We start from the raw sequence: 12,089 nt of genomic DNA on the forward strand, positions 1-12,089 counted from the left end.
CAATTTCCTCCTTCCCTTAGTGAGCGCTGAATACACCCTTCGCAAGCGAACCAGTCTTAAACAGGGTGAAGCACAAAAGGACGGTGTAGCCCATAACACCCCAGATAGAACCGATGATGTCATCACTGAATGCGATAGACTGAATCAGCACCGCATAAATGCCCACGCAGATCATAATCAGGAATCCCTGGAATCCGATTGCAAACAGCGAACGCAGATAATTCTGTCCGATATTGCTCTGTTCTCTGTTTCCAAAAGTGGAAAGCGGAATCGGGGCAAGGCTGACCATCAGATAAATTTCAATCATTCGACCGTAGACGATCACAAAGATGATGATTGCCAAAGCGGACATCGTGACCTGCACGATAAAGGATTGCAGGAACAAGCCGAGCAAAGGACCCAAATCCATTGCCATCAGCGTTTCTTCCATTGTTTCCAATGCCGAAGCATCTATGGCAGTATTTCCGGATATGATACCGGCGCTTGCGTTTATAACGTGCTGTGTCACATCAAACACAGCCATCGTGATATTGAATGTGTTTGTGATTAACATGACCGCAACAAAAGTCTTGAACACCCATTTGAAGAAGATCCAGGTTTCAAAATTTGCCAGATTGTTGTGGTCAATAATCATCTGAATTAGCTCATAACAGGCAATGAAGGTCAGAATCAAGCCTGCGATTGGGATAATCACTGACTCGGAGATGTTTCGTACCATGGCAAAGACACCCGGCGAAAAATTCGCCGGGGTCATGCCAACGGAGGTTGCTATCTCGCCAACCTGGTTGTTGACGGACTCAAACATCCCCGACAGATTTCCCATAATAGCTGAAACGAGCATTTCTTTCAGCCAGTCTGTGATCTGTTGGAGTATGCTGTCCAAAGGCGATTACCTCCTTGTTTTGTGATTAACCGAACAGTCCGGAGAGCAGAGGTACAAGGGTGGTGCCGATGAGGGCAACACCGCCGCCAGCCATGAGCTGCTTCATGCCCTGGGACTTTGGTTGTGTAATATAAAGAAGCAATAGAAGTGTAAAATTTTTTGCCGTTCCTATCCGGCACTTGCGCATTGTGCCGGACAGGTCGGGCATTATTCGGGCAAGTCTACCTTGCCGACAAAAGAATAATAGATTTCAATTTCCTGCCTGCGGTTTTTGTTCTCGTCATAGCTGCACTCATGCACTACGATTTTCTCGATAAACTCCCGCAGCAGGGTAGGGGTAAGTTCCTCAAAGCTGGTGTACTTGCGGACAATGTTCATAAACTTCTCGGCGTTTACCGTGGCTTCCTGCGCCTTTGCAAGTTCCCCTTGCAGTTCGGCGGCTCTCTCTTTAAGCTGCCGCTGCTCGGCTTCATAGTCTGCCGACAACTCCGCAAACCGTTCATCAGAAATGCGCCCGGTCACGCTGTCCTCATAAAGCCGCTTGAAGATAGCGGACAACTCGGCTATGCGCTTCTCGGCTGCGTCCAGTTCCTTTTTCTTGGCGGCATTTCTGCGCTTGCCCCCGTCCTCGTTCTGCTCGATCAGCAGCTTCATAAACTGCTTTTCGTGCCTTGCCGCATAGTCGGTCACTTTCCGCAGATTGGCGGTCACTCCCGCTGTCAAAAGGTCGGTGCGGATAAAGTGCGCCGTACAGTCCTTGACACGCTTCTTGTAGTTCCCGCAGATGTAGCAGTCCTGCCGCCTTGTCTTGTTCTCATACCTCTGCTGGTAGAGGACGCTGCCGCAGTCGGCGCAGAACAGCAAGCCGGAGAACAAGCCCACTTCATCATAGCGGTTGGGGCGTTTGCGCTGCTTGCGTAACTCCTGCACCCGTTCCCATGTGGCAAGGTCGATAATCGGCTCATGGGTGTTCTCGAATACCGCTTGCTTTTCCTCCGGGTTTTCTACGCTGGACTTCACTTTGTAGGAGATTTTCTCGGTCTTGAAGTTTACCGTATGCCCCAGATACTCCTTGCGTTCAAGGATATGGACAACGGTATTTGTCGCCCATCTGTACGGGTAATCGGGGTAGTAGCGGCGGGTGCTGCCCGTCCTGCGGTATTCCAGCGTCCCCGGCGTGGGGATTTCCTGCTCGGTGAGCATACGGGCGATTTTGGTCGGGCCGTTCCCGGCAAGGCACAAGCTGAATATCTGCTTGACTACCGGGGCGGCTTCCTCGTCAATGATAAAGCGTCCGTCCTCGCCTTTTAAGTAGCCATAGACGGGCTGGCTGGTAATGGGCTTGCCGCTCATGCCCTTGCTTCTGAAAACTGCCTTGATTTTCCTGCTCGTGTCTCTCACCATCCATTCGTTAAAAAGATTTTTTAGCGGCGTTAGGTCGTTGTCGCCCTGTGCGCTGTCCACTCCGTCATTGATGGCGATAAAGCGGACGCCTTTCTTGGGGAAAGTGATTTCCGTAAACATTCCGACTTGCAGGTAGTTCCTCCCCATGCGGGATAGGTCTTTGGTAATGACGCATTTTACCTCGCCATTCTCCACGCAATCCATCATTTCCATAAAGCCGGGTCTTTGGAAGTTCGCCCCACTCCATCCGTCGTCAACGAAAAAACGGTAGTTCAAAAATCCATTGTCACGGGCATAGGTTTCCAAAATGCGCTTTTGGTTGGATATGGAATTGCTCTCGCCCTGCAATTCATCATCTTTACTCAATCTTGCGTAAAGGGCGGTAACGGGTGCTAATTGGGTGGTCTGTCTAATCATGGTTTCCTCCATTTCCGACAGCCGCCCCGCTATTCCGTACAAAGATTGTACCATACGGGGCGGCGGTCTGTATAGTGGTTTCTGCTTCTTTATCGCCTGTCATAATGACGATTTTTCAAAAAAGGCTTGTCATGTCACACAAGCGGTAGAAAAGTTCATACTTCTGTGCTATACTTTTATCAAAGCAATTATTAAGCGGGAGAATAGCCACATGAAGAAAATATATTTAATCGGCGGGGCAATGGGTGTTGGAAAAACAACAGTAGCACAAATCTTAAAAACAAAATTATCAAACAGCGTTTTCCTTGATGGCGATTGGTGCTGGGATTCTGACCCATTTCAAGTTACAGAAGAAACAAAAATTATGGTTATAGATAACATTAGTCATTTGCTTAACAACTTCATTCATTGTTCTGCATATGACAACATCATTTTTTGTTGGGTAATGCACGAACAGAGTATAATTGACGACATTCTATCAAGGTTAGACCATAAAGATTGCAAGGTTTATTGCGTTTCCTTGGTTTGTGACCCTGATGTATTGAGCGAAAGACTGCGCAAAGATATAGAGCAGGGTGTTCGTTTGCCATCAATTATTGAAAAAAGCATTTCATATCTTCCGAAGTACCGACTGTTATATACAAAAAGGATTGATGTTTCTAACAGTTCGCCAAATCAGATAGCAGATGAAATAGCGGCGTTATAATCACTCCCATTCCAGCGGTCATGCTCCCCGGCATGACCGCTTTTCTCATACCCCCGGCTCATGCAGTATAGGGCGGCTTTGGTGCGGCTGCGGTTTCCGCTTCCAGCACTTTCATCATCTTGTCGGCTGCGGTGGCGGTGGTGTCTTTCTTGAAAAAGCCGGAAACAATGAGGACGGTGTTACCCATGCGGGTTTCCGTCACGCAATCCGGGCGGCGGTCTGTGGGGCTGGCGGTGCGGTGCTTTTTATCGGTCATAGGCAACTCCTTTCATTTCAGCAGTTCTTTCAGCCTGTCCAGCTTGGCTTTTGCGGCTTCCTTTCGGAAATTCTTTGCCGTGAAGCAGACAGGGGAACACATTTCAATCAGTCTGTCATAGATACGGGCGTGGGCGGTGTCCTGCGGGTTTTCCAGCATATCCGGCGTGTGGTTGGTGGTGACGATCAGCGGCTTGCCGCTGCGGTATCTGCTGTCAATCACATTGTAGACTTGCTCCAAACCGTACTCCGTCCCCCGTTCCATTCCAAAATCGTCAATGATAAGCAGGGGGTAGCGGCAAAGGCGGTCAATGTACTCGTTGCGCCCCTCGAAGCTGGCGGCAAGGTCATTGAGGATAAGGGCAAAGTTTGTCATGCGGACGGGGATTTCCTGCTCCATAAGGGCGTTTGCAATGCACCCGGCAAAATAGCTTTTCCCTGTGCCTACCTTGCCCCATAGCAGCAAGCCGTGGTTGCCCTCTTTCATCTGCTCCCAACGCTCCACATAGCTGTGCGCCATTCCCATTTGGGGGCATTTGCCGTTGTCATTGGCAAAAGTCCATTCCCGCATTTTGCTGTCGGTAAATCCCCGGCGTTTCAAGTCCTCTACGGTGTCAAGGTGTTTCCTGCGCTGCTCGGCGGCTTCACGCTCTAACCGTTTCGCCCGCTGGCAGTCACACTCTGCCGGGTGGCGGTCACGCCCGAACAGGGCGGCTTTATCTGCCGGGAAATATGCTTCTTTCGGTGTCCGGCAACTGCCGCAGTACAAAAGCCCGTCCTCCCCGGTGTAGTCCTGCGGCTCGGCTGCGGTATCGAAAACCTTTTCAAAATCATTCGTCATAAGCTCTGTCCCTCCTTGTAGGTGTAATCGGGTATGCCCTGTTTCGGGGCTGCCTTTGCGGTATCGTCTGCCGCCCATCTGCGGATTGTGGCAGCGTGGTTTCGGTATTTCTTCCCGGTGGAAGCGATATAGCCGGAAAGACGGTCAATATAAAACTCCCATTTGCCGGGTAATTCCTCTTGCAGTTCCGCAAGTTCTGTATCAGACAGGAAAACATTGCTGTATCTGCCATAGGCGGCGGGGGCGGGGTGTCCTATATCTCCCTCTCTCTCTTTCTCTAACTCTATATCTATCTCTTTCTCTATCTCTATCTCTGGTGGACAAATGTCCGCTTGATATGGTGGACATTTGTCCGCACCATGCTTTGGCAGGGCTTTTTGCAGTTCAAGCCTTGCCCTGCGCTTGCGCTCCCCCTCGGTGGAAGATTGCCCTATCAGCAGTTCAATATTGCTCATGTAGAGTGCGCCGTTTTGCAGCGGCTCTACAAGCCCCAGCTTCAAGAAAATCTGTAAAGCACGCTCTACTGTGCCGACTTGCTGCCGGGTAATGGTGGCAATCATCTGCGCCGTGTAGGGGATATTCTCGTCAAGCTGCAACTTCCCGCCGTTCTTCAGCGATTTTAAGTACAGCTTCAAGAGGATATTGGAGTACAAGATACCGTCCTGCATACTTTCCAGCAGCACGATAGCGTCCTCGTCAAAGTAGTTCTCTTTCAGCTTGAGGTAGTAATATTTGCGGTTATCTGACATTGGCGGTGTCCTCCTTTTTCCAGCGTTTGGAGTAATACCGGGGGCAGAGTACCACGATAGCCCGGAAACTCTGCTTGCAGTCGTGGGTACAGCCCCGGCATAGGTCGTTGTAGGTGATACGGTTGCGGTGGTTGAGGAAGAAAGACCATTCAAGCCGCCGCTTCTTGCTCATGCGTGGCATGGGTGACGCTCCTTTCTGCCGTTTCCTGCGGTGTAGCAGGATAGGCGGTAAATCTGTATATTCCCGGTGTCATTTTCGGGGATTTTCTGCCCTGTAAGCCCCTTGAAAATGCCGGGTGGTATTGCGGGTAGGGTGCAGGGCATACCCCTGTTTTTGTATGGTTTCGGTATCATTTCGGGGCGGTGTTTATCGGTCATGTTCGTGCCTTTTCTGCTGGCTCGGTGCGCCCCTCATCATCTGGTCGATATTGCCCTTGACCGTCTGCAACTCCCGGACACGCTCTTTTTTCTCCCGGTAATCGTTGTACCGGGCGTTCTTGTCGGCGGTTAGCTGCTCAATCTCGGCTTGCAGGGATTTGTAGGTTGGCAGCTTCTTTATGCCATGCTCCCGGAAGTACCGGGCGGCTGCGTCCGCTATGATAAAGTCGCTTTCGTGCTTCTGTCGGTAGGCAGCTCTTGCCTTGTCCGATTTCTGCGCTTTCAATCCGTCCCGCACATCTTTGGTCTTGGCATAGCGCAGGACATAGCCCTGCAACTCCTTTTTGTCCTGCAACGCCGCTTCAAGGGTTTTCAGTTCTGCGGTGCTGTCATGGAGATCCGCATAAGCGGCGGTAATGGCTGCGTCAAGCTGCTCCGGGGAAGTAAAGCCGTACTGCTCATAGGCGGCAACGGTAGCCGCCATCTGTTTGAGGTTGTGGACAGCCGCCCAGCGGTCATAGCCCACGCCTTTCCCCTCGGCTCGCTTGGCTTCCCGGTCAACCATGCGCTGGATAGCGCCCTGTTTCGGGGCGGTTTTCGCTGTTTTTCCCTGCTGTAATCGCTCCCGGATAGTGCGGGTGTATTCGGGTATGGCTGCGGCTTTTTCGGCGGCTCTGTGGGCGTTCTGCTCCAAAAGGGCAAGTACGGCGGTGCGGTCAAAACCGTCCCCCAGCTTCCGGGCGGTGATGGGCTTGGTGCGCTCCGGCGTGAGGTAGGACAATCGCCCCCGGCTCTCCTTGACAGTCACGCCCTGCCGGAGAAGTAAAGCGGAAAACTCGTCATAGCTGGTAGCAGAGGACAGGGCGGCTCGGATAATCTGCCGCAACTTTTCCTTGTCCGTTTCAAACTTGGTGGGCTTGGGCGGTTGCTCCCCGGCGGGTAAAGCGGCGGCTTGTGCTGCGGCCTGCCTGTCCAGCTTGGCTTGCCCTTTCCGCTGCGCCCAGTATTCACGCTCCGTCACCCGGTTTTTGCTCCCATGCAAGAGGTCAATCTGATAGAGGTTTTCCCAGTGGCACATCTCCATGACTTCGGCTTTGAAATACTCCATAGCTGCGTCGGTGCAGCGGTGCTTGCACCCGGCTTTTGTATCTGCCGGTCTGTCCATGTAGGGCAGCAAGGGTACTTCCTCAATCCGCAGACTGTTAATGACGATATGCACATGGATATTGCCGCTGTGGTTGTGTCCGTCCGGGTGGGTGCAGACAATGGCTTGGTGTCCGGGGAAGTGTGCTTTACAAAATCTCTCGCCCAACTCCTGCGCCCGGTCAACGGTCAATCCGTTGTCTGTCCCGTCCCGTGGGTCAAAGGAAATGATATAGTGGTGGCTTTTCACATCTTCCCGCTTTTGGTTTTTGCCATAGCGGAGATTGGAGCGCATACAGGCAACGGCAAAATCCTCGCCGCCGCAGTTCAAAGTGGCAAGCCGATAGTCCTCGCGGGGAACAAGCCGCCCGGTTTCATCAAGGGTGGGGCGCATGGTAAACTCGTCATGCTCAAAGGTCAAATACTGCTCGGCTGCGCCGTAGTCGGCATTTTTAGAGCTGATATGTTTGAATGTTGCCAACCGCTTCACCTACCTTTCGCAAGACTTCAAACTTCAAGGCGGCAAGGTCGGCTATGGCTGCCCGTACCTCGCCGGATAGTGCGTTGTAGGGTGTGCCGTACTCGTTGAGGGCGCGGGCGATCTGGTTGAGGTTGCCGCCGATTTTCCCGTATTCGGCGGTCAACTTCCCAACGGCGGCAAGCAGTTCATCATTGACCGGGGAAATGGTAACAACGGGGCGAATGGTAGCCCGTGTTATGGCTTGCCGGATAAACTCGGCTTGGCTGATGTCGTAATGCTCCAGCCGCCCGGTGAAGTCGGCGTATTCTTCCTCGGTCATGCGGGTCTTGACTACATGGCTGCGGTGGGGCGTGTTGTATCTCTTGGCTATGGGTATCACTCCTTTCTGTGCGTGGTATTCCGGCGTGGTGGTCTGAAAAAGGCAAGCTGCCCCTTTTACTACCCACACCACCAAAAAAGCAAAATTGCCAAACGGTTTCGGAAGATTTTTTGCGGCGCAAGCCGCATAGCAGGGTTTGGGGAAGGCACTCCCCAACAAGATTTACCGCAGGGGCAAAACCGCAGATATGCGGATTTTGGCACCGTGGTAGAATCTTGCTCTAAGAAACTGCCGCTTTCCTCTACGGCTGACTTTGCGGCAATCCGCAGGGGGCGGCTTGGCTTGTTTCCGTCAATATAGCGATTGCGGTGGCGTGTCCTGCCCGCTGTGGTTTTGCTTTCTTCTACGGACGGAAATGGAAAATGCCAAACGCTCCCTTGGATTTCTTCATCACTACTACGGTAGCCCCATACCTTTCTTCCAAATGGCTGCGGTATTCTTTTCATCACTACTACGGTACGCAAGACCGTTTTGGGCAAATTTCCCCGTCACTTTCTACAACAACAGGAATGTGCGGTCTGCCAAAAATGGGCGCAAAAAAAACGCCACGGACTTTCAAAAAATCTGTGGCGTTGCAGCTTGGTCGATATTCAATTTTCATTTCCATAATGTGAGGGGAGCGACAGCACTTTAGTCTGTCGCTCCCTTGATTACCCATCAGCGGAAACAGGCAGGGCTGTCAACGGCGGCGCATTTATACGCCGTTCATCTTGACCGTTGACTGCTCCGGCTGATTCCGCTATTTGTTGTGGGATTACAGCTACATTCAAATCTTTTGCGCTGATTAGTGTTTCTTGTTTGCATTTCGGACAGAACAGAGGGAAATTTTCAAGTATTGTATCGGGGCGTATCTTTGTTCGTGTTTTATTTCCACAAATAGGGCAAAGCACCCACCTATCAGGCGATTTAATCATTTTAATTTTCATTATTTAAGGAAAGAAATGTAAATTGTGAAGTTATCGGGAATGTAGCTGATACTCAATCCCTTTTCGCCATTTGACAAAAGCGTACCGATAGAAACATAGTCCTGTCCCTCAATTTCTTCCGACACTTCCTCTATTATAGAAAACCCCTCTTGCTTCAAAAGCTCTAAATAGTCGTTATAGTCGGTTTCGCTTATATCCACAATACTGATACTGCAATTCTCATGTTCCGTATCAAGCATAGCCCAACCGACCGTACCGGACGGGACGGGAAGCCCCTCGGTGTATTCATTCACAGGCCATACACCCGCGTCAAGCATGGTATTGCTTTCTGTTTGTGTATTGCTTGGATTATCCGCAGCGGACGGCGTATCTTGATTGGAACAGGCAGCCAAAGAAAGCATAAGTAAAATAGCGATTATTGAAACAAATTTTTTCATAGCTACCTCCTGTTTTTGCGGACGGTTCGGATAATCTGAATGATTGCGATTGTAACCGCGATTACACCGACTGCCAAAATGATTTGTGAAGCGTCAAATCCAAAAGCTCCCTCAACTTGAATGTTTGTCATTGCGTCTGCTTGTCCGATTGCCCCGTCCGGCACTTTCCCGGATTGGGTAGTGGCGTAAATCACAAACGCTGCAACGGCAACGACAAGGGCTGCAACGCTCGAAATAATCCCTTTCCGTTTCTGCGGTGCTGCGCTGTCAATGCCTAACTGCTCGGCGGTATTCTCTGCAAACTCTTTGGGAGTGCCTAACCGTTCGATTACCTGTTGTTCCGTTTCGCCATGCTCCAACGCAGAAGCAAAGACTTCATTCAGATCACGCACGACCTCTTTTTTTGCTTTGCGTGTTAAACTCAATTCCTTTTCCACTTGCTTAATGTATTGCTCTTTCATTCTGATACCTCCGCTGTTTGATAGGTGGCAATAAAGCCATTTACACAACTTTCATAGCTCGCCCAAAATAAAATCAGCTCGTCTAATACCTCTCTGCCCTTATGGGTAAGGGAGTAGTATTTTTTTGATCCGCCATTTGCCGCTGCCGGGGCTAATCGGCATTGGATTAACTCGGCTTCCTGCAAACGATACAGAATAGGGTAAATCGTTCCCTCTTTTGCATAGCCCAAAACGGACGCGCTGTTATTTAGCTCTGTAATGATTTCATAGCCGTAGGTTTCTTTGCGTCCGATCAAGCACAAAAGTATCATTTCAAGAGAGCCTTTTTTGAATTGCTGCACATACCTGTTATCCATACTCTCTACCTCACTTTAGTTTTGCTATTTAGCGTTCCTAAATAGCAAAACATATTATAACTCCCGGAGGTGTTCAAGTCAATAGAGTTTATAGAAATGTTACAAATGCTTTTTAGACTTTACCCTATAATTTGCCTTGCTCGGAATAGCGGCGGGGCTGACTGTCCTTGTCCTGTTTTGTTGTGCTTCTTTATTAACCATGAGCATTTGCGCCGGGGTTATCGTTGCCGTAGCCCTCAAGCAGATTGATTGCACCCCAGATGCCAAGACCTGCGCCCAGAGCGATAACGAGAGTCTGAAGAACGGTTACTGCGCTATTGAAAAATGCCATAATATTTTCCTCCTAAAATTTGAAATTGTTTTGAGAATAGAAAAAGCCCTCCGTACTACCGGCATCAAAACCGGACGGAAGGCTTAGTTTACGAGAATCTTTTCAAGGAACTCCTCGACGGTTATCACGCCAAGTTTCTGTTCCATTCTGCTTCTTGCATATTCAGTTTCACAATCATATATATCACCACCACCTTTCATAAGAAACAGCCAATACATTGACTGCAACAAATCTTCACGAGAAGCACAGATTGTCGGTGAAAAAACGACAGGTGAAACCTTCAGAACCTCTGCGAGTTTCGCTGTGGTTTCTGCATTAGGGGTTCGAGCGTTTTTCTCATACTGAGCAATACGGACATCCGCTGTTTTCTCGGAATACCCCATCAGGAGTCCAAGCTCTTTCTGGGTAAGGCGGCGAAATCGTCTAACGAACTTCAATCGCTGCCCAATAGAGGTATCCGTGATCCACCAAGTCATTTTTTTTACACCTCGCTTTCTGCAAATTCTCGATATACAACCTCATTTTTTGCTCTGCGCTTGCCTACGGCTTCACTGGGAGCAAGGTCAGGGTAGGTTGCCTGCACTTTCTGTCTGCTTCTGCGGACAGTTTCAAACCCCGGAAAGCTGCGTCTATCCAGTTCCTTCAAAAACACAGGAACCGTCATGGCATGAATGTCGATGCCACGCAGACCGGAATAGTGTTCCAGTACCATCAGGTACAAATGATTGTCGGTATTTCTTGCCTTGTGGTCGTGTTCCAAGATGTTCTTAACCAGGGCAGATACCGTTTTCAGATTTTCCAAACAGAAACCTCCTTAATCCGCATCGACTACCACAAACTCATCACCTGCCTTGAGCTTCAACCTTCGACTCAGAAACTGCTCAATGTTGAACTCATTTCTCTTATCAAAGTCTGATGTGTACTTATAATTGGGGTGCTGCGTCAGATCGTACTTGTCAGAAAGAAACGGTCTGACACCACGCAACTGCAAAATACACTTGCTGCCATCCAGAACCGCAAGCTCATCTACGCTCGCAAGGTCTTTGCCTAACTTCTGATAATTCAAGCCGTAAGACGGGCTGTTACCTCTGGTGTTGGAGGTGTTGTAGGTGTCGATAGTTTCTTTTCCCAATGCCTGATTCAGTTCTTTGAGCGTGGTTGGCTCAGAACCACCCAGGAAAATTCGGGAATCCATGTTGCCGATGATGGTATCGGCATTGTCTTTATAAATGGCTTTCAGCTGTGATTGTGCCTGGAGAACAAGGCAAGCCGATATTTCACGGCTTCGGATTGTCGCTACCAGTTTTTCCAGATTGGGAATCTGACCGATGTTTGCCATCTCATCAATCAAGCAGCGCACATGAACCGGCAGTCTGCCGCCGTACACATCATCTGCTTTCTCGCACAACAAGTTGAACAGCTGTGTGTAAATCATGGAGATCAAAAAATTAAACGTCGCATCCGTATCTGACATAATCAGAAAGAGCGCCGTTTTCTTATCTCCGAGAGTATCCAACTGCAACTCGTCATAGGCAGTCACATCTCTGACCTCCTGAATATCAAAAGGAGCCAGACGAGCGCCGCAGGAAATCAAAATCGACTTAGCGGTCTTGCCAGAGACGAAAAGTCAAGGACTTTTTCATCAAATTCACAAAGAAGTCACATTTTGCGGACTTCCTCACGAAGCATACGCTTGATTTTGTCCTCCATCGTCTCTTTGGCGGTCTCGCTGAAATGGACACGGACGATATAGGTGGTCTTGCCAATCTGCTTTCTGACAGTCGGGCAAGTAGCGGTGTTGGTTGCGGTATTGTTCATTCAAAATCCTCCTGTAAATGAAAAATGCCCGGTGACTGTTCATCATCGGGCGGTGTCGGTATGAGGGAACAAGGCAAGGCGGCAACATTAAGGTATCTATAAAAACCTTGCCGTCTTTGCCATG

General features: G+C 49.8%; 15 protein-coding genes and 4 pseudogenes. 1 reads left to right on the forward strand and 18 read right to left on the reverse strand.

Translation table 11 applies throughout. From position 1 onward, the window contains the following. Positions 1-16: 16 nt before the first annotated feature. From ACI3EW_RS16800 to ACI3EW_RS16810, 3 genes and pseudogenes are all read right to left on the reverse strand, one after another. The gene (locus ACI3EW_RS16800; protein WP_002304374.1) at positions 17-883 is read right to left on the reverse strand and encodes a VirB6/TrbL-like conjugal transfer protein, CD1112 family; all 867 of its coding nucleotides are present in this window, start codon (positions 881-883) and stop codon (positions 17-19) included. Positions 884-908: 25 nt separating this feature from the next. Then, a pseudogene (locus tag ACI3EW_RS16805) lies at positions 909-1,001 on the reverse strand (Maff2 family mobile element protein); the annotation flags it as partial. An 89-nt stretch (positions 1,002-1,090) separates the two neighbouring features. Further along, the gene (locus ACI3EW_RS16810; protein WP_158365284.1) at positions 1,091-2,704 is read right to left on the reverse strand and encodes a recombinase family protein; all 1,614 of its coding nucleotides are present in this window, start codon (positions 2,702-2,704) and stop codon (positions 1,091-1,093) included. Between the two features lie 211 nt (positions 2,705-2,915). Between ACI3EW_RS16810 and ACI3EW_RS16815 the strand changes: the two genes are divergently transcribed. Then, a complete protein-coding gene (locus tag ACI3EW_RS16815) occupies positions 2,916-3,410 on the forward strand; it encodes an AAA family ATPase (RefSeq protein ID WP_173813709.1) in 495 nt (164 codons plus the stop codon). A 58-nt stretch (positions 3,411-3,468) separates the two neighbouring features. Here ACI3EW_RS16815 and ACI3EW_RS16820 read toward each other — a convergent pair whose 3' ends face one another. From ACI3EW_RS16820 to ACI3EW_RS16890, 15 genes and pseudogenes are all read right to left on the reverse strand, one after another. Then, a complete protein-coding gene (locus ACI3EW_RS16820) occupies positions 3,469-3,666 on the reverse strand; it encodes a transposon-encoded TnpW family protein (protein WP_005939431.1) in 198 nt (65 codons plus the stop codon). Positions 3,667-3,678: 12 nt separating this feature from the next. Then, on the reverse strand, positions 3,679-4,506 hold the full coding sequence (locus ACI3EW_RS16825; RefSeq protein WP_015528425.1) for an ATP-binding protein: 828 nt from the start codon (positions 4,504-4,506) through the stop codon (positions 3,679-3,681). Continuing rightward, a complete protein-coding gene (locus ACI3EW_RS16830; RefSeq protein ID WP_158365285.1) occupies positions 4,503-5,255 on the reverse strand; it encodes a phage replisome organizer N-terminal domain-containing protein in 753 nt (250 codons plus the stop codon). Before ACI3EW_RS16830 ends, ACI3EW_RS16825 begins: the two co-directional genes overlap by 4 nt. Further along, the gene (locus ACI3EW_RS16835) at positions 5,245-5,436 is read right to left on the reverse strand and encodes a hypothetical protein (protein WP_005937470.1); all 192 of its coding nucleotides are present in this window, start codon (positions 5,434-5,436) and stop codon (positions 5,245-5,247) included. Before ACI3EW_RS16835 ends, ACI3EW_RS16830 begins: the two co-directional genes overlap by 11 nt. 186 nt (positions 5,437-5,622) lie before the next feature. After that, a complete protein-coding gene (locus ACI3EW_RS16840) occupies positions 5,623-7,257 on the reverse strand; it encodes a relaxase/mobilization nuclease domain-containing protein (protein ID WP_044953233.1) in 1,635 nt (544 codons plus the stop codon). Beyond that, positions 7,229-7,627 (reverse strand): plasmid mobilization protein, encoded by a 399-nt coding sequence (locus ACI3EW_RS16845; RefSeq protein ID WP_155115859.1) that lies wholly within the window; start codon positions 7,625-7,627, stop codon positions 7,229-7,231. The genes ACI3EW_RS16840 and ACI3EW_RS16845 overlap by 29 nt, the downstream gene beginning before the upstream one ends. Positions 7,628-8,367: 740 nt before the next feature. Next, positions 8,368-8,550 (reverse strand): annotated as a pseudogene (locus ACI3EW_RS16850) (cysteine-rich KTR domain-containing protein); the annotation flags it as partial. An 11-nt stretch (positions 8,551-8,561) separates the two neighbouring features. After that, a complete protein-coding gene (locus ACI3EW_RS16855) occupies positions 8,562-8,999 on the reverse strand; it encodes a DUF6591 domain-containing protein (RefSeq protein WP_005937456.1) in 438 nt (145 codons plus the stop codon). Between the two features lie 2 nt (positions 9,000-9,001). Beyond that, entirely contained in the window at positions 9,002-9,460 is a 459-nt protein-coding gene (locus tag ACI3EW_RS16860) for a DUF1700 domain-containing protein (protein WP_005937453.1), read from the reverse strand. After that, entirely contained in the window at positions 9,457-9,816 is a 360-nt protein-coding gene (locus ACI3EW_RS16865) for a PadR family transcriptional regulator (RefSeq protein ID WP_005937450.1), read from the reverse strand. Before ACI3EW_RS16865 ends, ACI3EW_RS16860 begins: the two co-directional genes overlap by 4 nt. A gap of 196 nt (positions 9,817-10,012) precedes the next feature. Further along, a pseudogene (locus ACI3EW_RS16870) lies at positions 10,013-10,147 on the reverse strand (Maff2 family mobile element protein); the annotation flags it as partial. An 83-nt stretch (positions 10,148-10,230) separates the two neighbouring features. Next, complete coding sequence (locus tag ACI3EW_RS16875) at positions 10,231-10,623, reverse strand: helix-turn-helix domain-containing protein (protein WP_002304334.1); 393 nt, start codon at positions 10,621-10,623, stop codon at positions 10,231-10,233. A 5-nt stretch (positions 10,624-10,628) separates the two neighbouring features. Then, complete coding sequence (locus ACI3EW_RS16880) at positions 10,629-10,949, reverse strand: hypothetical protein (protein ID WP_002304332.1); 321 nt, start codon at positions 10,947-10,949, stop codon at positions 10,629-10,631. 12 nt (positions 10,950-10,961) lie between these two features. Beyond that, positions 10,962-11,765 (reverse strand): annotated as a pseudogene (locus tag ACI3EW_RS16885) (VirD4-like conjugal transfer protein, CD1115 family); the annotation flags it as partial. Positions 11,766-11,806: 41 nt separating this feature from the next. After that, positions 11,807-11,965 (reverse strand): transposon-encoded TnpW family protein, encoded by a 159-nt coding sequence (locus tag ACI3EW_RS16890; RefSeq protein WP_002596227.1) that lies wholly within the window; start codon positions 11,963-11,965, stop codon positions 11,807-11,809. Positions 11,966-12,089 lie beyond the last annotated feature (124 nt).

Source organism: Pilosibacter rotomagensis (genome assembly GCF_045062245.2).
GTDB lineage: Bacteria > Bacillota > Clostridia > Lachnospirales > Lachnospiraceae > Pilosibacter.

Excerpts from the sequence above, each read along its gene's own strand:
- ACI3EW_RS16855 (WP_005937456.1), bottom strand. The coding sequence starts at position 8,999 with ATGAAAAAATTTGTTTCAATAATCGCTATTTTACTTATGCTTTCTTTG.
- ACI3EW_RS16835 (WP_005937470.1), bottom strand. The coding sequence starts at position 5,436 with ATGCCACGCATGAGCAAGAAGCGGCGGCTTGAATGGTCTTTCTTCCTC.
- ACI3EW_RS16810 (WP_158365284.1), bottom strand. The coding sequence starts at position 2,704 with ATGATTAGACAGACCACCCAATTAGCACCCGTTACCGCCCTTTACGCA.
- ACI3EW_RS16860 (WP_005937453.1), bottom strand. The coding sequence starts at position 9,460 with ATGAAAGAGCAATACATTAAGCAAGTGGAAAAGGAATTGAGTTTAACA.
- ACI3EW_RS16890 (WP_002596227.1), bottom strand. The coding sequence starts at position 11,965 with ATGAACAATACCGCAACCAACACCGCTACTTGCCCGACTGTCAGAAAG.
- ACI3EW_RS16820 (WP_005939431.1), bottom strand. The coding sequence starts at position 3,666 with ATGACCGATAAAAAGCACCGCACCGCCAGCCCCACAGACCGCCGCCCG.
- ACI3EW_RS16830 (WP_158365285.1), bottom strand. The coding sequence starts at position 5,255 with ATGTCAGATAACCGCAAATATTACTACCTCAAGCTGAAAGAGAACTAC.
- ACI3EW_RS16865 (WP_005937450.1), bottom strand. The coding sequence starts at position 9,816 with ATGGATAACAGGTATGTGCAGCAATTCAAAAAAGGCTCTCTTGAAATG.
- ACI3EW_RS16815 (WP_173813709.1), top strand. The coding sequence starts at position 2,916 with ATGAAGAAAATATATTTAATCGGCGGGGCAATGGGTGTTGGAAAAACA.
- ACI3EW_RS16825 (WP_015528425.1), bottom strand. The coding sequence starts at position 4,506 with ATGACGAATGATTTTGAAAAGGTTTTCGATACCGCAGCCGAGCCGCAG.
- ACI3EW_RS16875 (WP_002304334.1), bottom strand. The coding sequence starts at position 10,623 with ATGACTTGGTGGATCACGGATACCTCTATTGGGCAGCGATTGAAGTTC.